Source organism: Pseudomonas sp. SW-3 (assembly GCF_016615645.1).
Classification (GTDB): domain Bacteria; phylum Pseudomonadota; class Gammaproteobacteria; order Pseudomonadales; family Pseudomonadaceae; genus Aquipseudomonas; species Aquipseudomonas mandelii.
Map to the genome: position 1 here is coordinate 2,020,524 of NZ_CP067098.1, position 23,264 is coordinate 2,043,787.

Below are 23,264 nucleotides of genomic sequence, written 5' to 3' on the forward strand. Positions count from 1 at the left end.
CCCTTTAGTGGGCGTGACGTAAGAAAACCGATTCCATTTGCAAGCCGAATTCAGGCAGGAAACCTCATGACCGACGCGTTCGAACTCCCAAGCAATCTGGTCCAAGCTCTCCAGCGCCGAGCGGCCCTGACGCCGGATCGGGTGGCCTTGCGTTTTCTCGCCGAAACCCCGGAGCAGGCCGTGGTCCTCAGTTATCGCGAGCTGGATCAGCGGGCGCGGACCATTGCCGGTGCGTTGCAGGCCGAGGCTGAATTCGGCGATCGCGCCGTGCTGCTGTTTCCGAGCGGCCCGGATTACGTCGCGGCGTTTTTTGGTTGCCTGTACGCCGGAGTGATCGCGGTGCCGGCTTATCCGCCGGAGTCGGCTAAACGTCATCACCAGGAACGTTTGCTGTCGATCATCAACGATGCCGAGCCGCGCCTGCTGCTGACCAGCGCCGGCCTGCGTGACGCCTTGCAGCAGATTGAAGGTGCGCCGCCGCTGCTGTGCGTCGACACCCTCGACGGTGCCTTGGCCGCCAGCTGGGTCGCGCCGAACCTGGCCGGTGACCACATCGCCTTTTTGCAATACACCTCCGGTTCCACCGCGTTGCCCAAAGGCGTGCAAGTCAGCCACGGCAACCTGGTGGCCAATGAACTGCTGATCCGTCATGGCTTCGGTATCGATCTGAACCCGGATGACGTGATCGTCAGCTGGCTGCCGCTGTACCACGACATGGGCCTGATCGGCGGTCTGTTGCAGCCGATTTTCAGCGGCGTGCCGTGTGTGTTGATGTCACCGGCGTACTTCCTCGGCCGGCCGTTGCGCTGGCTGGAAGCGATCAGCGAATACGGCGGCACCATCAGCGGCGGCCCGGATTTCGCCTATCGCCTGTGCAGCGAGCGCGTCAGTGAGTCGGCGCTGGAACGCCTCGACCTGAGCGGCTGGCGCGTCGCGTATTCCGGCTCCGAACCGATTCGTCTCGACACCCTGGATCGTTTCGGCGAAAAGTTCGCGGTGTGCGGTTTCACCACTGACAATTTCATGGCGTCCTACGGGTTGGCCGAAGCCACCTTGTTTGTCGCCGGAACCCCGCGCGGTCGGGGCATCGGCAACCTGCGCGTGGACGATCAAGCCCTGGCCCAAAACCGCGCAGAGCCTGGCGAGGGCAGCGCGATCATGAGTTGCGGCATCAGCCAGCCGGATCACGCGGTGTTGATTGTCGACCCGGTCGCGCTCAACGAACTCGCCGACAACGCCGTCGGCGAAGTGTGGGCTGCCGGGCCCAGCATCGCCCATGGCTACTGGCGCAACCCCGAGGCCAGCGCCAAGACCTTCGTCCAGCACAACGACCGGACCTGGCTGCGCACCGGCGACCTGGGTTTCATGCGTGACGGTGAACTGTTCATCACCGGGCGCCTGAAAGACATGCTGATCGTTCGTGGTCACAACCTGTATCCGCAAGACATCGAACAGACCGTCGAACGCGAAGTGGAAGTGGTGCGCAAAGGTCGTGTCGCGGCCTTCGCGGTCACTGTCGATGGCCAGGAAGGCATCGGCATCGCCGCGGAAATCAGCCGTAGCGTGCAGAAAATCCTCCCGCCCGACGCGTTGATCAAAGCCATCCGCCAAGCGGTGGCCGAGGCGTATCAGGAAGCGCCGAGCGTGGTGGTGCTGCTCAATCCGGGCGCATTGCCCAAAACCTCCAGCGGCAAACTGCAACGTTCGGCCTGCCGCAATCGTCTGACGGACGGCAGCCTCGACAGCTACGCGCTGTTCCCTTCGGCGGACGTTCAGGGCGAATCCGGCACAGCGTCGGGTTCCGAACTGCAAGCCTTGATCGGCCAGATCTGGAGCGAGCAACTGCAGGTCAAACAGGTCAACGCCGACGATCACTTCTTCCTGCTCGGCGGCAATTCCATCGCCGCCACTCAAGTGGTTGCGCGACTGCGTGAAACACTCGGACTGGAGCTGAACCTGCGCCTGCTGTTCGAAGCGCCAACCCTCGGCGCCTTCACTGCCGCTGTCGCTCAGCTGCAACAGGATGGCGGCCTGGCCCAAGGCGTGATTACTCCGTTGTCGCGTCACGAACCGATGCCACAGTCTCTGGCGCAAAACCGCCTCTGGATTACCTGGCAACTCGATCCGCACAGCAGCGCCTACAACATTCCCGGGGCCTTGCGCCTGCGTGGAGAGCTGGACGAAAACGCCTTGCGCGCCAGTTTCCAGCAACTGATCGAACGTCATGAATCCTTGCGCACACGCTTCTTCGAACGGGACGGCGTGGCGCTCCAGCAGGTCGATGCGGCGGGCGAATTCAACCTGCAATTGATCGACATCAGCGAACTGCCCGCCGAGGAGCGCGAAGCCCGCGCGCTGCACATCCGTGAGGACGAAGCCCGCACCCAGTTCGATCTGGAGAAAGGCCCGCTGCTGTGGGTGACGCTGGTGCGCCTCGACGACGATGACCATCAACTGCTGGTGACGATGCATCACATCATTGCCGATGGCTGGTCGCTGAACGTGCTGATCGACGAGTTCTCGCGCCTGTACGCCGCGGCTTCCCAGGGACAAAAGGCCACGCTTCCCGCATTGCCAACCCAATACGCCGATTACGGCAGCTGGCAGCGTCAATGGCTGGCGCAAGGGGAGGGCGAGCGTCAACTCGCCTACTGGAAAACGCAGTTGGGCGAAGAGCATCCAACGCTGAACCTGGCCACCGATCATCCGCGCTCGGCGCAGCACGTTCACAGTGCTGCCCGCCACTCGATAAAGCTCGCCGCGACCCTGAGCGATGCCATTCGCCAGACCGCCCAGGCGCATGAGTCGACGCCGTTCATGCTGTTGCTCGCCGCCTTCCAGAGCCTGTTGCACCGCTACAGCGGCCAGCGCGACATCCGCATCGGCGTGCCGAATGCCAACCGCCCGCGCCTGGAAACCCAAGGGCTGATCGGCTTCTTCATCAACACCCAGGTGCTGCGTGCCGACGTGGATTCGCGCCTGCCATTCGTTGAGCTGCTGGCGCAAACCCGCCAGGCCGCGCTGGGGGCGCAAGCGCATCAGGATCTGCCGTTCGAACAACTGCTCGAAGCATTCCCGCAAGCGCGCGAACAAGGCTTGTTCCAGGTGATGTTCAACCACCAGCAACGGGACTTGAGCGCGCTGCGCCGCCTGCCGGGATTGCTCGCCGAAGAACTGCCGTGGCACAGCCGCGAAGCCAAGTTCGACCTGCAACTGCACAGCGAAGAAGACCAGAAGGGTCGCTTGAGCCTGTCCTTCGACTACGCCAGCGAGCTGTTCGACGCGACGACCATCGAGCGCCTGGCCGAGCATTTCAGCCACCTGCTGCGAGCCATTTGCGAGCTACCGTCCACCGCCATCGGCGACCTGCCACTGCTGAGCGCAAACGAACACGACCAACAATCGTCCTGGAGCGCCGCGCCGTGCACACCGGCCAGCCAATGGTTGCCGGAACGGCTCAACGAGCAAGCGCGCCAGACCCCGGAACGCACCGCGCTGATCTGGGACGGCGGCAGCCTCGATTTCGCCGAACTGCACACCCAGGCCAACCGCCTGGCCCATTACCTGCGCGACAAAGGCGTCGGCCCGGACGTCTGCGTGGCCATCGCCGCCGAGCGTTCGCCGCAGTTGCTGATCGGCCTGCTGGCGATCATCAAGGCTGGTGGTGCCTACGTGCCGCTGGACCCGGATTACCCGGCCGAGCGCCTGGCCTACATGCTCAGCGACAGCGGCGTGGAGTTGCTGCTGACCCAGACCCAATTGCTCGAACGCCTGCCGGCCACCGATGGCGTCAGCTTCATCGCCATGGATGCGCTGCATCTGGAGAACTGGCCAAGCCAGGCGCCGGGCCTGCACCTTCACGGCGACAACCTCGCCTACGTGATTTACACCTCCGGTTCCACCGGTCAACCCAAGGGCGTCGGCAACACCCACGCGGCGCTCGCCGAGCGCCTGCAATGGATGCAGAACACCTACGGTTTGAACGACACCGACGTGCTGATGCAAAAAGCCCCGATCAGTTTCGACGTGTCGGTGTGGGAGTGCTTCTGGCCGCTGATCACCGGCGCCCGCTTGCTGATTGCCGGCCCCGGCGAGCACCGCGATCCGCATCGCATCGCGCAGCTGGTTCAGCAATACGGCGTGACCACGCTGCACTTCGTGCCGCCACTGCTTTCGTTGTTCATCGACGAGCCGCTGACCGCCGAATGCACCAGCCTGCGCCGGGTCTTCTCCGGTGGCGAAGCCTTACCCGCCGAGCTGCGCAACCGCGTGCTGGAACAGCTGCCGGCCGTGCAATTGCACAACCGCTACGGCCCGACCGAAACCGCAATCAACGTCACCCATTGGCACTGCGTCCGCGCCGATGGCGAGCGCTCGCCGATTGGCCATCCTTTGGGCAACGTGGTGTGCCGCGTGCTCGACAGCGACCTCAACCCGGTGCCGGTCGGGGTGCCGGGTGAGCTGTGCATCAGCGGCATCGGCCTTGCCCGTGGTTATCTGGGCCGTCCGGGACTGACCGCTGAACGTTTTGTCGTCGATCCACTGGGCGAGCAGGGCGCGCGTCTGTACCGCACCGGCGACCGTGCGCGCTGGACGGCGGATGGGGTGATCGAATACCTCGGTCGCCTCGATCAGCAGGTCAAACTGCGCGGCTTCCGTGTCGAGCCCGAAGAAATCGAAGCGCGCTTGCTGGCCCAGGAAGGCGTCGCCCAAGCCGTGGTGCTGGTGCGCGAAACGGCCGCCGGTGGCCAATTGATCGGTTACTACACCGCCACCGATTCCATTGAACAGGTTGATGTTCAAACCGCACGCCTGAAAGCTGCACTGGCGGCTGAGCTGCCGGAATACATGGTCCCGGCGCAGCTGATGCGCCTGGACGAAATGCCCCTGAGCCCGAGCGGCAAACTCGACCGTCGTGCCTTGCCCGAACCGCAATGGCAAGTGCGCGAACACGTCGAGCCGGTCACAGCGCTTGAGCAGCAAATCGCCGGCATCTGGCGCGAAGTCCTCGGCCTTGGGCAGATTGGGCTGCGTGACGATTTCTTCGCCCTCGGCGGTCATTCGTTGCTGGCCACGCAAATCATTTCCCGCACCCGTCAGGCCTGCGACGTTGAGTTGCCGCTGCGGGCACTGTTCGAAAACAGTGAGCTGGGCGCGTTTGCCGAACAGGTGCAACTGATCCAGGCCAGCGGCAAGACCAACCAGCAACCGCCCATCGAGAACGTCGACCGCCGCCAACCGGTGCCGCTCTCTTATTCCCAGCAACGCATGTGGTTTCTCTGGCAAATGGAGCCGGACAGCCCGGCCTATAACGTCGGCGGCATGGCACGGTTGCGCGGTGTACTCGATGTCGGGCGTTTCGAAGCGGCGTTGCAAGCGCTGATCATGCGTCACGAAACCCTGCGCACCACATTCCCGAGCATCGACGGCGTGGCCCGCCAACAGGTGCATGCGCAAACCGGCATGCGCATGGACTGGAAGGACTTCTCGGCGCTGGAGGCCGACAGCCGTGAGCAACGGGTGCAGCAACTGGCTGACGACGAGGCACATAAACCGTTTGATCTGGAAACCGGTCCGCTGCTGCGCGCCTGTCTGGTCAAGACCGCCGAGCACGAACACTATCTGGTGCTGACTTTGCACCACATCGTCACCGAAGGCTGGGCGATGGACATCTTTGCCCGGGAACTGAGCGCGCTGTACGAAGCGTTCGTCGATGACCGCGAATCGCCGTTGGCACCGCTGCCAGTGCAGTACCTGGATTACAGCGTCTGGCAGCGCCAGTGGCTGGAATCCGGCGAGCGCCAGCGCCAGCTCGACTACTGGACCGCGCAACTGGGCCGCGAACATCCGCTGCTGGAATTGCCCGCCGACCGTCCACGTCCGCCGGTGCAAAGCCATCAGGGCGAACTGTTCCGTTTCGACCTGAGCGATGACCTCGCCGCACGGGTGCGCGCCTTCAACGCGCAAAACGGCCTGACCCTGTTCATGACCATGACAGCCGCACTGGCCGTGCTGCTTTATCGCTACAGCGGCCAAAACGACCTGCGCATCGGCGCGCCGGTGGCCAACCGGATTCGCCCGGAAAGCGAAGGACTGATCGGGGCGTTCCTCAACACCCAAGTGCTGCGTTGCCAGCTCGACGGGCAGATGTCCGTCGGTGAATTGTTCGAGCAGGTGCGCCACACGGTGATCGAAGGCCAGTCCCATCAGGACTTGCCATTCGATCACTTGGTTGAGGCCTTGCAGCCACCGCGCAGTGCCGCGTACAACCCGCTGTTCCAGGTGATGTGCAACGTGCAACGCTGGGAATTCCAGCAAAGCCGCACCCTGGCCGGCATGACCGTCGAGTACCTGGCCAACGATGCCCGGGCGACCAAGTTCGACCTCAACCTGGAAGTCACCGACCTCGATCATCGACTGGGTTGCTGCCTAACTTACAGCACCGATTTGTTCGATGAACCGCGCATTGCACGCATGGCCGGGCACTGGCGCAATCTGCTGGAAGCGCTGCTGAGCGATCCGCAACAGCGACTCTGCGAGTTGCCGTTGCTCGAAGCCACGGAACAGCAAAAGCTGTTGGACAGCCTTGGCGTCGAACCGGGCGAGCATCGCCTCGATCAATGCATCCATCACCTGTTCAGCGAGCAAGCCCTCGCCCGCAAAGACGCACCGGCGTTGACGTTTGCGGGTGAAACCCTGAGCTACGCCGAACTCGACAGCCGCGCCAATCGCCTGGCCTGGATGCTTCGCGAACGCGGTGTCGGCCCGCAGGTTCGCGTCGGCCTGGCGCTTGAGCGTTCGCTGGAAATGGTCGTCGGCCTGCTGGCGATCCTCAAGGCCGGCGGCGCTTATGTGCCGCTGGACCCGGAATACCCGCTCGATCGCTTGCATTACATGATCGAGGACAGCGGCATCGGTTTGCTGCTCAGCGATGCGGCGATGTTCGACGCGCTCGGCGAATTGCCGGCCAGCGTCGGCCGTTGGTGCCTCGAAGAGGACGCCGCCGCGTTGGCCCATTACCCGGCCACCGAACTGCCCTTTATCAGCCTGCCGCAACATCAGGCGTACCTGATTTACACCTCGGGTTCGACCGGCAAACCGAAAGGTGTGGTGGTGTCCCACGGTGAAATCGCCATGCATTGCCAAGCGGTCATTGAGCGCTTCGGCATGCGCCCGGACGATTGCGAACTGCATTTCTATTCGATCAACTTCGACGCTGCGACCGAGCGTTTGCTGGTGCCGTTGTTGAGTGGTGCGCACGTTGTCCTGCGCGCCCAAGGCCAATGGGACGCGGAAGACATCTGCGGGCTCATTCGTCGCCACCACATCAACATCCTCGGCTTCACCCCAAGCTATGGCAGCCAATTGGCGCAGTGGCTGGCGACCCAGGGCGAAATCCTCCCGGTGCGCATGTGCATCACCGGCGGCGAGGCCCTGACCGGTGAACACCTGACGCGAATCCGTGCGGCGTTCAAACCAAGCCTGTTTTTCAACGCCTACGGCCCGACCGAAACCGTGGTCATGCCATTGGCCAGTCTCGCACCCGAACAGCTGGAAGAAGGCTTGGCCAGCGTGCCGATCGGCAGCGTGATCGGCGCGCGGGTCGCCTACATCCTCGATGCCGACCTGGCCTTGGTACCGCAAGGCGCGACCGGTGAGTTGTTCGTCGGTGGCGCCGGTCTGGCGCAGGGTTATCACCAGAGACCAGGCATGACCGCCGAACGGTTTGTGGCGGATCCATTCGCCGCCGATGGCGGACGTCTGTACCGCACCGGCGACCTGGTGCGCCAGCGTGCCGATGGCCTGGTGGAGTACTTGGGGCGCATCGACCATCAAGTGAAGATTCGCGGGTTCCGCATCGAGTTGGGCGAGATCGAAACCCGTCTGCTGGAGCATGAGTCGGTCCGCGAAGCCGTGGTCCTGGCCCTCGACGCGCCGAGCGGCAAACAGCTGGTCGGCTATCTGGTGACCGAGGTCGCCGAGCAGGAGGAAACGCAACAAGCGGCATTGCGTGAAGCGCTGAAGCATCACCTCAAATCGCAACTGCCGGATTACATGGTGCCGACGCACCTCATCCTGCTGGCCAGCATGCCGCTGACCACCAATGGCAAACTCGACCGCCGCGCCTTGCCAGCGCCGGACCCGGAACTCAACCGTCAACACTACGTGGCGCCAAGCAACGAGCTAGAGCTGACCTTGACCGGCATCTGGTGCGAGGTGCTGAACGTCGAGCAAGTGGGCCTTAACGACAACTTCTTCGAACTGGGCGGCGATTCGATTCTGTCAATCCAGGTGGTCAGCCGTGCGCGGCAGCAGGGCATTCATTTCAGTCCTCGTGACCTGTTCCAGCACCAGACCGTGCAAACCCTGGCCGCCGTGGCCACCCGCACCGAGCAGGTCACCGCCGAGCAAGGCCTGCTCAGCGGTGAGTCGCGTCTGACGCCGATTCAGCACTGGTTCTTCGACACTGACATTCCTGAGCGTCAGCACTGGAACCAGGCGTTGCTTCTGGAGCCGACCGTCGCGCTGGAACCCCATCGCCTGGAGCAAGCGCTGCTGGCGGTAATCGAACAGCACGATGCCCTGCGGTTGCGTTTCAGCCAGACCGACACGCAATGGCGCGCCGAGCATCAGGCGATTTCCAACGTGCCGGTGCTGTGGCAAGTGCGAGTTTCGTCCATGGACAAATGCGCTGCGCTGTTCGCCGATGCCCAGCGCAGCCTCGACCTCGAACAGGGGCCGCTGATGCGCGTGTTGCTGGTCGATGGTCCCGAGGGCGTACAACGGCTGTTCATCGCCATTCACCACTTGGTGGTGGACGGCGTTTCGTGGCGGGTGCTGCTCGACGATCTGCAAACCGTTTACCGTCAACTGGACGCCGGGCAGTCGGTCAAACTGCCGGCGAAAACCAGCGCCTTCAAGGATTGGTCCGCCCGTTTGCAGGCCTACGCCGGCAGCGAATCCCTGCGTGAAGAACTGAGCTGGTGGCAGTCGCAACTGACCGGGCCGAACGCCGAATTGCCCTGTAATCGTCCTGAGGGCGGGCGGCAGAACCGGCATGCGCAAACCGTCAGCGTGCGCCTCGATGCCGAGCGTACTCGCCAGTTGCTGCAACAGGCGCCGAGTGCCTATCGCACGCACGTCAACGACCTGCTGCTGACCGCGTTGGCTCGGGTGCTGTGCAATTGGAGCGGAGAGGAATCGGCGCTGATTCAGCTTGAAGGCCACGGCCGCGAAACCCTGTTCGACGAGATCGACCTGACCCGCACCGTCGGCTGGTTCACCAGCGCTTATCCGTTACGCCTTATGCCGGCGGACGGGCAGGGCGCCTCGATCAAGGCGATCAAGGAACAACTGCGTGCCGTGCCGCACAAAGGCCTGGGTTATGGCGTGCTGCGTTATCTGGCCGATGATCTGAGTCGTCAGACCCTGGCCGCGTTGCCGGTGGCGCCGATCACCTTCAACTACCTCGGTCAGTTCGACCAGAGCTTCGGCGCGGACGCCTTGTTCCGTCCGCTGGACGAGCCCGTCGGCGCGGCCCACGATCCGCACGCGCCGCTGCCCAATGAGCTGAGCGTCGACAGTCAGGTGTATGGCGGTGAACTGGTGCTGCGCTGGACTTTCAGCTCCGAACGCCACGATCCGCAAGCCATCACCGACCTGGCCAACGCTTATCTTGGCGAACTGCAAAGCCTGATCGAACATTGCCTGCGCGACGATGCGGGAGGCCTGACGCCGTCGGACTTCCCGTTGGCGAAACTGACCCAGCCGCAAATCGACGCGTTGCCAATCCCGGCCGCCGTCATCGAAGACGTCTACCCGCTGACCCCGATGCAGGAAGGCATGCTGCTGCACACCTTGCTGGAACCGGGCACCGGCCTCTACTACATGCAGGATCGCTACCGCATCAACAGCGAACTCGACCCGCAACGTTTCGCCCAGGCCTGGCAAGCGGTGATCGCCCGCCACGAAGCCCTGCGCGCATCGTTCTGCTGGAACGTTGGCGAAGACATGCTGCAAGTGATCCACAAACCCGGCAGCACGCCGATCGAGATCCTCGACTGGACGCACATTGCCGAAGCCGAGCAAGAGCCGAAACTGCAAGCGCTGCTCAAAAGCGAGCGTGAAGCCGGGTTCGATCTGCTCAATCAGGCACCTTTCCACCTGCGCTTGATCAAGGTCGGCGCGGCGCGTTACTGGTTCATTATGAGCAACCACCACATCCTGATTGATGCCTGGTGCCGCTCGCTGCTGATGAACGATTTTTTCGAAATCTACACCGCCCTCGGCGAAGGCCGGGAAGCGCAACTGACCGTGCCCCCGCGTTATCGCGACTACATTGGCTGGCTGCAACGCCAGAGCCTGGCCGAGGCGCGGCAGTGGTGGAAAACCAATCTGCAAGGTTTCGAACGGACCACGCCGATCCCGAGCGACCGGCCGTTCCTGCGTGAGCATGCCGGTGAAAGCGGCGGCATGATCGTCGGTGACCGCTACACAAGGCTTGATGCTCGCGACGGTGCGCGCCTGCGCGAACTGGCGCAGGCGCATCAACTGACCATCAACACCTTTGCGCAAGCGGCGTGGGCCTTGGTGCTACGACGTTTGAGCGGTGATCGTGACGTGCTGTTCGGCGTCACGGTGGCCGGGCGTCCGGTGGACATGCCGCAGATGCAGCGCACCGTCGGGCTGTTCATCAACAGCATTGCGCTGCGGGTGAAAATGCCCGAGGACGATCAGCGTTGCAGTGTGCGCCAGTGGTTGAGTGGTTTGCTCGACAGCAACATGCAACTGCGCGAGTACGAATACCTGCCGCTGGTGAGCATTCAGGAAAACAGCGAACTGCCCAAGGGCCAACCGCTGTTCGACAGCCTGTTCGTGTTCGAAAACGCTCCGGTGGAAGTCTCGGTGCTGGACCGTGCACAGAGCCTCAACGCCACGTCGGACTCGGGCCGCACCCACACCAACTTCCCGCTGACGGCGGTCTGCTATCCGGGGGATGACCTGGGGCTGCACCTGTCTTACGACCAGCGTTATTTCGACGAATCGACCGTCGAGCGCATGCTCGGCGAGTTCAAGCGATTGTTGCTGGCGCTGGTCGAAGGCTTCCATGGCGACATGGCCGATCTGCCGTTGCTGGGCGACGAGGAACAGGATTTCCTGATCCACGGCTGCAACCAGAGCGAGCACGATTACCCGCTGGAACAAAGCTATGTCGCGTTGTTCGAAGCGCAGGTCGCTCGGCATCCGCAGCGGATTGCCGCCAGTTGCCTGGATCAGCAACACAGTTATGTCGAACTGAACCGGCGCAGCAACCGCCTCGGTCATGCGTTGATCGCGGCCGGGGTCGGGCTGGATCAACCGGTGGCATTGCTGGCCGAACGTAACCTCGATTTGCTCGGCATGATCATCGGCAGCTTCAAGGCGGGCGCGGGTTATCTGCCGCTGGACCCGGGGCTGCCGAGTCAGCGTCTGAGCCGGATCATCGACCTGAGCCGCACGCCATTGCTGGTCTGCACGCAAACCTGTCGTGAACAGGCGGTCGCGCTGCTGGAGGCGTTCAGTTGCGCCAACCGGCCGAAATTACTGGTCTGGGAAGAGGTGCAGGCGAGCGATGTATCGGTGGCGAATCCGGGTGTTTACAGCGGCCCGGACAACCTCGCCTATGTGATCTACACCTCCGGCTCCACCGGTTTGCCCAAAGGCGTGATGGTCGAACAGCGCGGCATGCTCAACAACCAGTTGAGCAAGGTGCCGTACCTGAATCTCAGCGAGGTTGATGTGATCGCCCAGACCGCTTCGCAAAGCTTCGACATTTCGGTCTGGCAGTTCCTCGCCGCACCGCTGTTCGGGGCGCGGGTGGACATTGTGCCGAACACCATCGCCCATGATCCGCAAGGGTTGCTGGCGCATGTGTCGGCCCAGGGCATTACGGTGCTGGAAAGCGTACCGTCGCTGATTCAGGGCATGCTCGCCCAGGAACGCATGAGCCTCGACGGCCTGCGCTGGATGCTGCCGACCGGTGAAGCGATGCCGCCGGAACTGGCGCATCAATGGCTGCTGCGCTACCCGGAGATCGGGCTAGTGAATGCCTATGGCCCGGCGGAATGCTCGGACGACGTGGCGTTCTTCCGCGTTGACATGGCCTCGACCCGTGGCAGTTACCTGCCCATCGGTACGCCGACCGACAACAACCGTTTGTACCTGCTCGATGGTGCGCTGGACCTGGTGCCGTTGGGTGCGGTGGGCGAGTTGTGCGTCGCCGGCACCGGGGTCGGGCGTGGTTACGTCAGCGACCCGTTGCGCACCGCCCTGGTATTTGTACCGAACCCGTTTGGCGCGCCGGGGGATCGTCTGTATCGCACCGGCGACTTGGCCCGACGTCGCAGTGACGGCGTGCTGGAATACGTTGGGCGTATCGACCATCAAGTGAAGATTCGCGGTTACCGCATCGAACTGGGTGAAATCGAAGCACGCCTGCATGAGCAACCGGAAGTGCGCGAAGCGGCGGTCGGTGTGCAGGAAGGCGTGAACGGCAAGCATCTGGTCGGCTATTTGGTCGCGGCGGATGCTTTGATCAAGCCAACGGAGCGACTCGAACGCATCAAGCAACGCCTGCGTACCGAACTCCCGGAATACATGGTGCCGCTGCACTGGTTGTGGCTGGAGCGGATGCCGCTCAATGCCAACGGCAAACTCGACCGCAAGGCGCTGCCGGCGCTGGAGATCGGCCAGTTGCAGAGCCAGGATTACCAGGCGCCGCGCACCGAGCTGGAGCAGACACTGGCGAATATCTGGGCCGAGGTGCTGAAGGTCGAGAAGGTCGGCGCGCAGGACAACTTCTTCGAACTGGGCGGGCATTCGTTGCTGGCGACGCAGATTGCTTCGCGGGTGCAGAAAGCCTTGCAACGGGATGTGCCGTTGCGGGCGATGTTCGAGTGCAGCACGGTGGCGGAGTTGGCCGAGTACATCAACGGGTTGGCGGCGAGTGACATCACCGAGGAGAAGGTGGATCGCCTCAATGACTTGATGGCGGAGTTGGAGGGGTTTTGATTCTTTAGCGTCTGTGCGGGGCCTTTCGCGGGCAAGCCTCGCTCCTACAGGATTTGTGTCGTTCGCAATTTTTATGATCGACACCAGACCTGTGGGAGCGAGCCTGCTCGCGAAGGCGTCATCGAAATTTGCGCGAATTTGCGCGTTGACTGCCGCTTCGGACCGGCTCAGGCTGCCTCTGCTTTTTTTGTTGAATTCCCTTCAAAAAGGAGACAGTTAATGCCCTTTGTAACGATTGACGGACAGCCCCTTCACTACATCGATCAAGGCACCGGCCCGGCCGTATTGCTGGCCGGCAGCTACCTGTGGGACCAAGCCATGTGGGCACCGCAGATTGCTGCGTTGTCGCAACACTATCGGGTCATTGCCCTGGACCTGTGGGGCCACGGTGAATCCGGGCCACTTCCCGAAGGCACGAAGTCGCTGGATGACATCGCCCGCCAGGCCTTGGCGCTGCTCGATCATCTGGACGTTGATCGTGTCACGCTGGTCGGTCTGTCGGTCGGTGGCATGTGGGGCGTGCGACTGGCGCTGTCAGCGCCACAGCGGATCAATGGCCTGGTGCTGATGGACACTTACGTCGGCGTCGAGCCGGAACCGACTCGCCAATACTATTTCTCGCTGTTCAAACAGATCGAAGACACCGGCGTGATCGCGCCGCAGTTGCTCGACATCGTGGTGCCGATTTTCTTCCGTCCGGGCATCGATCCACAGTCGGCCCTGTATCAGGATTTTCGCGCGAAACTGGCGGCGTTGCCGTCCGAACGTCTGCGTGAAAGCATTGTGCCGATGGGGCGGATTACGTTTGGGCGGGATGATCTGTTGCCGCGTCTGGGCGAGCTGAACCCTGCCACCACGCTGGTGATGTGTGGCGATCAGGACAAACCGCGGCCGCCGTCGGAAACGAAGGAAATGGCCGGGTTGATTGGCTGCCCGTATGTGCTGGTGCCGGAGGCGGGGCATATCTCCAATCTGGAGAATCCGCCGTTTGTGACGGAGGCGTTGTTGAAGTTTTTAGCCGAGAGAAATTAGTCGATCTTGCTGGCCCCATCGCGAGCAGGCTCGCTCCCACAGGGGAATGCATTCAAATGTGGGAGCGAGCCTGCTCGCGATGGGGCCGGTGTGGTCACCAAGTCTCTGCAGCAAACTACTTGGGCCCGAGAATCTTCACCAACTTGTCCGGCGAAGGCGCGCCTTGCTGCTGTTGCAGCTCGCCCTTGTCGTCCATGTAGAAAATCGCCGGGGTGGCCTGCAATTCCAGGTCTTCCATCAACTGCATGTTCGCCGCCAATTTCGCCTGAATCGCCGGCGGCACGTCCTTCAGGGCTTTCAGCGAACTGCCCTTGCCGGATTTTTCGTGATCTTCCAGCGCCTTGCTCGGGTCCTTGGCGGCTAGCAGCGCGGCGGATTTGCCCGGGCTGTCTTCGCGAATGATCCCGACCATGATGTGCCGCAGCTGCACTTTGCCGGCATTGACCCACGGCCGAGCCTGTTCCCAGAACATGTTGCAGTAGGGGCAGTTCGGGTCGCTGAACAAGTACACGATGCGTGGCGCATCTTTTTTGCCGTCGGCGATCCAGTTGCTGGCTTCCATCTTGGCCCAGACTTCCTTGGACATCGGCGCGTAGACCAGTTTCTGCAACGGTGCACTGCTCAGGTCGTTGCCCTCGGCGTCGTACAGATTGCCCAGCAGTACATGCTTGCCGTCCGGGGTCAGGTACAGCGCGATACCGCGGTTCTGGTACTGGGCGGCGTAACCGCGCAGCCCATCGGGTGCGTCGAACTGACCGACGATTTTCGCGCCCTTGGCTTCGATCTTCTTGATCGCTTCAGGCAATTCTTCGGCGGCCTGCACCGACGGCAGGTGCAGCAGCGCTGCGCCCAGAGTCAGCGTCAGCAGGTGGCGGAGGCGGGGCATGGCAGTTTCCTTGAAGAGGTGGCCGGTACGGCAGGAGAAGGGGTGTCGAAGTTTTCCAGGGCGCGGGCCAGGCTGGCATCCGAGAGTTCACCCAAATGGCTGCCCAGCAATCGACCGTCGGGGCTATAGAACAGCGTAGTCGGCAATGCCATGGAACCCACGGCCTGACCCAGTCGACCGCTGCCGTCGAACAGCACGTTGGTCAGGCTCAGGCCTTGGGTTTCGAGGAAGGTGCTGACGCTTTGCATGCTTTCGGCCTGATTGACGAACAGGAAGGTCAGGTCCGGGCGCTGTTGCTGGGCGTTTTCCAGCACCGGCATTTCCCGGCGGCACGGCGGGCACCAGGTGGCCCAGAGATTGATGACCAGCGGTCCACCCTTGTAGTCCGCCAGTTGCACGGTTTCGCCGGCGGCGTTGCGCAGGGCGATTTCCGGCAGGCGCGTGCCTTGTTCGTAAATACTCAGAGAGAAAGTCGCCAGCAGCCAGAATGCCAACCCGCTGGCCACGCCAAACCCCAGCGGGCGGCGCAGACCCGGCCGGCGCCAACCGCGATACAGCGCGGTGAGCAGCAGCACAATCACTCCGGGCCAGGCGAGGAAACCGCCATCGCGCAGGTCGATGATCTGCCACGGATCGTTGCGATAGTGGGCCCAGTAGGCGCCGACGAACCCGACCCGCGCCGCCAGCATGCCCAGCAAAAAAAGGCTGAACAGCGCCGACTCGGGGTTCTCTCCACCGCGCTTGGCCACCCGCCAGCCGACAAACGTCGCCAGCGCCAGGGCACTGATCAGCAGCAGATGGTTAAGCGCGATGGCAAAAGTGCCGAGGGTAAAGGTCAGCATTAACGGGCGTCTCGGGTGGTGGTCCAGCGTTGCAGGAAAGTGTCGGCATCGACCTCGCCGGTGATGCGCTGACTGCGGCGCTCCTGGCCGTCTGCGCCGATCCACAGAAAACTCGGTGGCCCCGGCACTTTATAACGGCCGAGCAGTTCGCGGCTGTCGGCATTGTCGGCGGTGACGTCCAGCCGTAGCAAGCGCACATCGCTCAGCGCTGCCATTACATGGGCTTTGCCGAAGACCTGTTTTTCCATGACTTTGCACGACACACACCAGTCGGCGTAGTAGTCCAGCAGCACCCATTGGCCCTGGGCCTGGGCGGCGTCCAGTTCCTGTTGCAGCGCTTGCGGATTGTTGATCGTGGTGAAGGCCTCATGGCCGGTCGGGCGAGCGGCATTGCCGGAAGAGGCGGAAGCGCTGTAGACCTGCAACGGTTTGAGCAAGTCATCACTGCCCCCGGCGGCCCCGATCATCAGCAGACCGCCCCACATCCCGAGCAACAGCGCACTGGCGCCGAACAGATGGGCGACGCGGCCAAAACCTTCCGACTGTTTCCAGGCGCTATAGGCGGCAATCAGCAGCAAGGCGCCACACAAACCGATCCACAGCGATTGATCCAGCACCGGGCGCAGCATCAGCAGGGCGGTGGCGAGGAACAGGAAACCGAACACGCCTTTGAGCAGGTTCATCCAGGCGCCGGGTTTGGGCAGGAAGCGATTGCCCACGGTCACCAGCAACAACAGCGGCACACCGATGCCGATGCCCATTGCGAACAGAATCAGCCCGCCATGCAGCGCATTACCGCTTTGTGCGATGTAGAGCAGGGCGCCGGCCAATGGCGCGGTCATGCACGGGCCGACCAGCAGCCCCGACAAGGCCCCGAGCACACCGGCACCGATCAGACTGCCGCCACGCTGATTGCGCGACACATTTTCCAGCCGGTCACGCACCGCCACCGGCAGTTGCAGCTCGAAGAAACCGAACATCGGCAACGCCAGCAGGACAAATATCGCCGCGAAGCTGCCCAGCAGCCACGGGTTCTGCAACAGCGCCTGAAGGTTCGCACCAAGCAGCGCGGCCAGCACACCCATCGCCGCATATACCAGCGCCATGCTCACCACGTAGCTGGTCGCCAGGGCGAAACCGCGTTTGGGCGTGGCGCCGCTGCCGACGATCAACCCGGCCAGTATCGGCAGCATCGGCAACGAGCAAGGGGTGAAGGCCAACAGCAGGCCCAGACCGAAGAACACCAGCAAGCTCCAGCCCAGCGCCCGTTGTTGCAGGCCGCTGGCCAGGGCCTGATCCGGTGCTTCGTTGGTTGCGCCCGCAACGTTGCCACCCAGGTCCACGACCTGGGTTTGCGGCGGATAGCACAATCCGGCATCGGCACACCCCTGGAAGCCCACCTTGATCTGACCGGTGGCGCCCGCCGGAATCTTCAGCTCCAGGCCTTGGCGATACACCGGTTGTTCGCCGAAGAATTCATCACTGTGCGCTTCACCTTCGGGTAATGGCGGCTGTTGCTCCGAGGGCAGTCCCTCGAATTTCAGGCGTTTCTGGTAAAGGTAATAGCCGTCGGTAATTTGCCAAAAGAGCTGTGTTTCACCCGATTCAAGGCGCTCGGAAGTAAAGACAAAGGCCTTTTCCACCGGTAAAAATTCAGGTTTGGTATCGAACGGATTGGTCCCTGCCTGGGCCACACCCGAGATCAAGAGAACAAAAAGAAGAAACAGTCGACGCATGGGTAAGCCTTATCCCTGTGCAAGTGAGGTGCACAATGGGAGGCGGCGATTAACCGATGATTAACCGCGAGTCGACAGATTCTCAGTCTCGTAGCAATCCGGGCCAATTCACCTCATTCACCGGGTGCGGACCAGAATGCATCCGATTCATTTGCAGGTTGTAGATGATGTATTCGTTGCCAGTCAGGAAGATGTAGAAATAATTGTCGTCACTATTACTGTCTTTTTGCACGCCGGTAATAATTCGGTCGAGGTAGGGGGACAGTCCGCTCCAGACGGTCGGGGAGATGGAGGGTTGATTGTAATAGTTGCTTTTGTAGTTGAATTGGAAGTGCTTTCCGTCGCTCATGATGAACTTAAATATGTGGCCCGTTTCGTTTAGAGTCCACCACGTCACTGCGATGATACGATCGAAATAAGGAAGGATGGGAGCCCATCCAGTATTTTCCACAGGCTTTATATAACTGACTCTATCGGTGTCTTGATTATACTTACAGACGGTCGGTGTAGTGCCTTCGTAAAAAAACAACCATGTTGCGTCAGAGTCATAACCTTCAGACTCATTGATCAGATCAGTGGTGGTTAAGCCAAAGCGTAGGTTTTTGGCATGGGCGTGGAAGTCATTCCAGTTGCCGTATGAAATATCGCTCGGGTATCCCTTTGGAACTTGCCTGTCGCCAAGGCTGTATCGAGAGTATTTATTTATGTCTTTGAAGAAGAAATGAATTCCATCTTTGCCAGAGCGCCAGTCGACGGTGACAAAGTTTTTCAAGATTGGCATGTTGTTGTTCCTTTCAATAGTTAAACGTTTGTTGGTTGTTCAAGAGCAGGTTTGTGGTCAGGTTGTCATGTTTTCGTGTTGTGAGTTAGTTGCGGATTGAGCTTATCGCTTTACGAAAATCAATAAGAGTTTTTTTTGAGGTTGTTTGTGTCGCTTTGCAACTAAGGTGAATGAATAAGTTTGATTTGGTTGGGTGACAGAAAGCCGGGCTATTCGTCATCCCTCGCAATTGACATAATTGCGCCTTAATCCACATCTGCTTGACTCGCGTTTTTACTCATGGAGCGCCCATGCACGTACTGGTTTGTGAAGATGATGAGCTGATCGCCAGCGGCATTGTCGCCGGCCTCACCGCACAGGGCCTGACGGTGGAGCACGTCGCCACGGCATCGGCTGCCCGGGCGATGCTCAAAGTGGCTGAGTTCGACGTCATGGTGCTCGACCTTGGTCTTCCCGATGAGGACGGCCTGAAGTTGTTGCAGCAGTTGCGCCACAGTGGCCTGGAGATTCCGGTGCTGATTCTCACGGCGCGGGACTCGGTCACTGACCGCGTCGATGGCTTGCAGGCCGGCGCCGACGATTACCTGCTCAAACCGTTCGACCTGCGTGAACTCGCCGCCCGTCTGCACACCTTGTTGCGACGCGTGGCGGGGCGCAGCGTCAACCTGATCGAACACGGCCGTCTGACCTACGACCCGAGCAGCCGGGAAACCATGCTCGGCGGCCAGTCCGTCGACCTTTCGCGGCGTGAACAGTCGCTGTTGCAAGCCTTGCTGCATAACCGTGGCCGAGTGCTGTCCACCGAACAATTGAAGGACAGCGTCTACGGTTTCAATGACGAACTGGAAAGCAACGCCCTCAACGTGCATATCCATCACCTGCGGCGCAAACTCGGCAATGGCATTGTCGAGACGGTGCGCGGCCTGGGTTATCGCCTGGGGCCCGCCGATGGTGGAGAGGAAATGAAAAAGTGATGAGCCTGCGTTTGCGCCTTAGCCTGACACTCGGCGCCGCTTTTGCGCTGATCTGGGCCCTGGCGGCGGCCTGGATGCTCAGCGACCTGCGCAACCAAATGATGTTTTCCCTCGACCAGCGGCTGGTGGCATCGGCGCGCATGGTCGCCGGCCTGATGGAACAATTGCCCGCGTTGCCGAGCAAGGGCGAGGGCACCCATTTCAGCGCGGAACAACTGAATATTCCGGGTGGCATGGCCTGTCAGGTCAGCTCGTTGCGCGGCGAAATCCTCGCCCGCAGTCACACCGATCCGCAACAAACCCTGGAAGCCGAGAAAATGGGCTTCCACGATCAGATGATCGACGGCGCGCCGTGGCGCAGCTTCACCCTGGCTCGCGGTGATCTGCGCATTACCACGGCGGATCGGCAGATCGAGCGTGAGGCGCTGAACATGTCGATCCTGCTGGCCGCTTCGGTGCCGGTGGGCGTGGCGTTGCTTGGCTGCCTGTGCCTGTTGTGGCTGGGGATTGGCCAGGGGCTGGCGCCGCTCAACCGGATGCGCGATGCCTTGATGCGCCGCAGCGCCGATTCGCTCGAACCCTTGCAGATCCAGCCGCTGCCCAGCGAGCTTCAACCGTTGCTGGACACCCAGAATCAGCTGTTCCAGCGCATCGGCAAGACCATCGAGCGCGAACGCCGCCTGACCGGCGACGCGGCCCACGAATTACGCAGCCCCCTGACCGCAATCAAAACCCATCTGCAAGTGGCGCGCATGACTGATGGCGCGGCCCGGGATCAGTCCCTGGCACGGGCAGAAGAGGGCGCCGACCGCATGCACCGCACGCTGGAGCAATTGCTGTTGCTGGCGCGGGTCGAGGGCAGTCTGTCGTTCGACGACGGGGTGCAATGCAGCGCCGAGCAAGTGGCGAAACTGGCGATTCAGGACGCGGCCAGCGGTGATCGTCGGCGGATCAAGCTGCACATGCCAGCGAAGTTCTCCGATGCCCCGGTGCAGATGCCCGCGGTGCTGTCGATCGCCGCATTGCGCAATTTGCTGGACAACGCCCTGCGCCATACCCCGGGCGACGGATCGGTGGAACTGAGCCTGGAAACCACTGGCAGTCGCGCACGCTTTCTGGTCCGCGACCACGGCCCGGGCATTGCCGATGACGACCTGCAACACCTGACCCAACGTTTCTGGCGCAACGGCCAGAGCACCGGCTGTGGATTGGGCCTGGCGATTGTCCAGGCGATTGTTCAGCGGTGCGGTTGCACCCTGCATTTCGACAGCCGGCCGGATGGGTTGCGGGTTGAGCTGACGATGCCATTGCAACCTCTCTAACCAACACCGCAACTTTCCCTGTGGGCGTGAGCCTGCTCGCGATGAGGCCATAACATCCAACATCCATGTTGACTGTTACACCGCCATCGCGAGCAGGCTCACTCCCACAAGGGAGGCTGTGTTGCACATCAAATGTAACTTCTCTCCATTAGTCAGCGACTCGCCACAGCGCTATCGTCCCCGGCAGCTTTTTCTCAATGGATTGAGGTAACAGCGCCATGGATGCATCGATTCACATCTGCAAGGCAACCCCCGCCGATGCCGGCATCATCAGTCGGATCGTCGAGCGCTCCATTCGTGTCGGCTGCGCGCTCGACCATCGCAACGACCCGAGAACCGTCGCCACCTGGACCCACAACAAAACCATCGAGCACGTGCAACCGTGGCTGACCGACCAACGGTTGTACCTGAACATCGCCCTGTTGCAGGACAAGCCGGTCGGCGTCGCCATGGCGGCGATCAGTGGCAAGGTCGCGTTCTGCTATGTGCAGCCGGAATGGTTTCGTCGCGGTGCCGGAGAGGCGCTGGTTCACGACCTCGAAGGCTGGTTGATCAATCAGGGACTGGGCCAGGCTCGCCTCAACAGCACCCGCACCAGCGAGGCTTTTTATCGCCATTTGGGGTACCGGCCCTGCGCTGAAATCTTCATCGTGGCCGGGCTCCATGCCATTCCCATGCATAAGGCACTGACACCGCCTTCATAGAAAGCTGATCGAGGGTCTAAATCCTCGGCGCCCTGATGCGTTTCCAGAACAGGAAAACCTTATTGAGGGGTCGAGAGATGTCAGTCGCTACCAGCCTTATGGAAGATCAGTCGGCCCGGATCGCTCCGGCGCCGGTCGAGACGCTGTATCAGTTCAATGAATCGCCGTTGCTGGCCCGTCAAAACCAGCAGGAATCGAATGCCCGCAGTTACCCGCGACGCATTCCCCTGGCGCTCAAGCGCGCCAAGGGCATTTATGTCGAAGACGTCGAAGGCCGCCGTTTCATCGACTGCCTGGCGGGTGCCGGGACATTGGCCCTGGGGCACAACCATGCGGTGGTGATCGAAGCGATCCAGCAAGTGCTGAGCGATGAGTTGCCGCTGCACACCCTCGACCTGACCACGCCGGTCAAGGATCAATTCGTCCAGGACCTGTTCGGTTTGCTGCCGGCGGCGTTGGCTGCTGAAGCCAAGATCCAGTTCTGCGGCCCCACCGGCACCGACGCGGTGGAAGCCGCGCTGAAACTGGTGCGCACCGCCACCGGACGCAGCACCGTGTTGTCATTCCAGGGCGGTTATCACGGCATGAGCCAGGGCGCGCTGAGCCTGATGGGCAGCCTGGGGCCGAAAAAGCCGCTGGGCGCCTTGCTCAGCAACGGCGTGCAGTTCATGCCGTATCCCTACGACTACCGCTGCCCGTTCGGCCTCGGCGGTGCGCAAGGGGTGAAGGTCAACCTGAGCTACCTGGAAAACCTGCTCAATGATCCAGAGGCCGGCGTGCAATTGCCGGCGGCGGTGATCGTCGAAGCGGTGCAGGGCGAGGGCGGGGTGATCCCGGCCGATCTCGATTGGCTGCGCGGCCTGCGGCGCATCACCGAACAGGCCGGCGTGGCGCTGATCGTCGATGAAATCCAGAGCGGTTTCGCTCGCACCGGCAAGATGTTCGCCTTCGAGCACGCGGGGATCATTCCGGACGTGGTGGTCATGTCCAAAGCCATCGGCGGCAGTCTGCCACTCGCCGTCGTGGTTTACCGCGACTGGCTCGACACCTGGCTGCCGGGCGCTCATGCCGGGACTTTCCGCGGTAATCAGATGGCCATGGCGGCGGGTTCTGCGGTGATGCGTTACCTGACCGAACACAAGGTCTGCGAGCACGCTGCCGCCATGGGCGAGCGCCTGAGCGAGCACCTGCGCATTCTGCAGCGGGACTTCCCGCAATTGGGCGACATTCGCGGGCGCGGCTTGATGCTCGGCGTTGAGCTGGTCGATCCGACGGGTGCGCCCGATGCATTGGGGCATCCGCCGATCTTCGGTCGCCTGGCGCCGCTGGTGCAGCGTGAATGCCTCAAGCGCGGGCTGATTCTTGAGCTGGGTGGGCGTCACGGCGGCGTGGTGCGTTTCCTGCCGCCGCTGGTGATTACCTCCGCGGAAATCGATCGGGTGGCCGAGATTTTCGGCCGGGCCATGGCCGCAGCCACCGCCAGCCTCTAAATTTTTCGCGCCGCGCAACGTTCCTTCTACATACCGGCTGCGCACGCCGCGCAGCCCACCCTACAGCGATGGAGACACAGCATGACGTCAGTATTCGACCGCGAGGACATCCTCTTTCAGGTCGTGGTCAACCACGAAGAGCAATACTCGATCTGGCCCGACTACAAAGCGGTGCCTGCCGGCTGGCGCACCGTGGGCAAGAGCGGCCTGAAAAAGGAATGCCTGGCCTACATCGAAGAAACCTGGACCGACATGCGCCCGTTGAGCTTGCGTCAGAAGATGGACGAGCAGGCGGCAGTGGCTAACTAAGGCACGACGCAAAAGGAAGCCCGCTGGACTGGTGACAGTCAGCGGGCTTTTTCATGTCTGGAATGTGTCTCGCCTGTCAGGCCGCCTTCGCGAGCAGGCTCGCTCCTACATTGGATCTATGGCGTGACACAAATCCCC

The 23,264-nt window shown here is 61.9% G+C and carries 11 protein-coding genes; 7 read left to right on the forward strand and 4 right to left on the reverse strand.

The window, feature by feature from the left end; genetic code table 11:
* The first annotated feature begins 66 nt into the window (after positions 1–66).
* Together JIO00_RS09130 and JIO00_RS09135 are read left to right on the forward strand one after the other, a co-directional pair.
* Entirely contained in the window at positions 67–13,050 is a 12,984-nt protein-coding gene (locus tag JIO00_RS09130; protein ID WP_200667997.1) for a non-ribosomal peptide synthetase, read from the forward strand.
* Positions 13,051–13,269: 219 nt separating this feature from the next.
* Positions 13,270–14,082, forward strand: coding sequence for an alpha/beta fold hydrolase (locus JIO00_RS09135; RefSeq protein WP_077747891.1), 813 nt, complete (start codon positions 13,270–13,272; stop codon positions 14,080–14,082).
* Positions 14,083–14,197: 115 nt separating this feature from the next.
* Here the strand turns inward: JIO00_RS09135 and dsbG are convergent, their stop codons facing one another.
* From dsbG to JIO00_RS09155, 4 genes are all read right to left on the reverse strand, one after another.
* A complete protein-coding gene (gene dsbG / locus JIO00_RS09140; protein ID WP_077747890.1) occupies positions 14,198–14,968 on the reverse strand; it encodes a thiol:disulfide interchange protein DsbG in 771 nt (256 codons plus the stop codon).
* Positions 14,944–15,810, reverse strand: a complete 867-nt coding sequence (locus JIO00_RS09145) for a TlpA disulfide reductase family protein (RefSeq protein ID WP_077747889.1) — start codon at positions 15,808–15,810, stop codon at positions 14,944–14,946. The genes dsbG and JIO00_RS09145 overlap by 25 nt, the downstream gene beginning before the upstream one ends.
* Positions 15,810–17,546 (reverse strand): protein-disulfide reductase DsbD, encoded by a 1,737-nt coding sequence (gene dsbD / locus JIO00_RS09150; RefSeq protein WP_010461194.1) that lies wholly within the window; start codon positions 17,544–17,546, stop codon positions 15,810–15,812. The genes JIO00_RS09145 and dsbD overlap by 1 nt, the downstream gene beginning before the upstream one ends.
* Before the next feature lie 82 nt (positions 17,547–17,628).
* Positions 17,629–18,327, reverse strand: coding sequence for a hypothetical protein (locus JIO00_RS09155; protein WP_010461192.1), 699 nt, complete (start codon positions 18,325–18,327; stop codon positions 17,629–17,631).
* Positions 18,328–18,617: 290 nt separating this feature from the next.
* On the opposite strand from JIO00_RS09155, the gene JIO00_RS09160 reads away from it, so the two are divergent.
* The 5 genes from JIO00_RS09160 (at position 18,618) to JIO00_RS09180 (ending at position 23,126) form a co-directional block, all read left to right on the forward strand.
* Positions 18,618–19,301 (forward strand): response regulator, encoded by a 684-nt coding sequence (locus tag JIO00_RS09160; protein ID WP_010461191.1) that lies wholly within the window; start codon positions 18,618–18,620, stop codon positions 19,299–19,301.
* Positions 19,298–20,623 carry an ATP-binding protein gene (locus JIO00_RS09165; RefSeq protein WP_077747886.1) on the forward strand — a complete coding sequence of 442 codons (1,326 nt, stop codon included), beginning with the start codon at positions 19,298–19,300 and terminating at the stop codon, positions 20,621–20,623. Before JIO00_RS09160 ends, JIO00_RS09165 begins: the two co-directional genes overlap by 4 nt.
* Positions 20,624–20,841: 218 nt before the next feature.
* The gene (locus tag JIO00_RS09170; protein ID WP_010461187.1) at positions 20,842–21,327 is read left to right on the forward strand and encodes a GNAT family N-acetyltransferase; all 486 of its coding nucleotides are present in this window, start codon (positions 20,842–20,844) and stop codon (positions 21,325–21,327) included.
* Positions 21,328–21,404: 77 nt separating this feature from the next.
* Positions 21,405–22,817, forward strand: coding sequence for an aspartate aminotransferase family protein (locus JIO00_RS09175; RefSeq protein WP_010461185.1), 1,413 nt, complete (start codon positions 21,405–21,407; stop codon positions 22,815–22,817).
* Between the two features lie 81 nt (positions 22,818–22,898).
* Positions 22,899–23,126, forward strand: coding sequence for an MbtH family protein (locus JIO00_RS09180; RefSeq protein WP_010461182.1), 228 nt, complete (start codon positions 22,899–22,901; stop codon positions 23,124–23,126).
* The last annotated feature ends 138 nt before the right edge of the window (positions 23,127–23,264 follow it).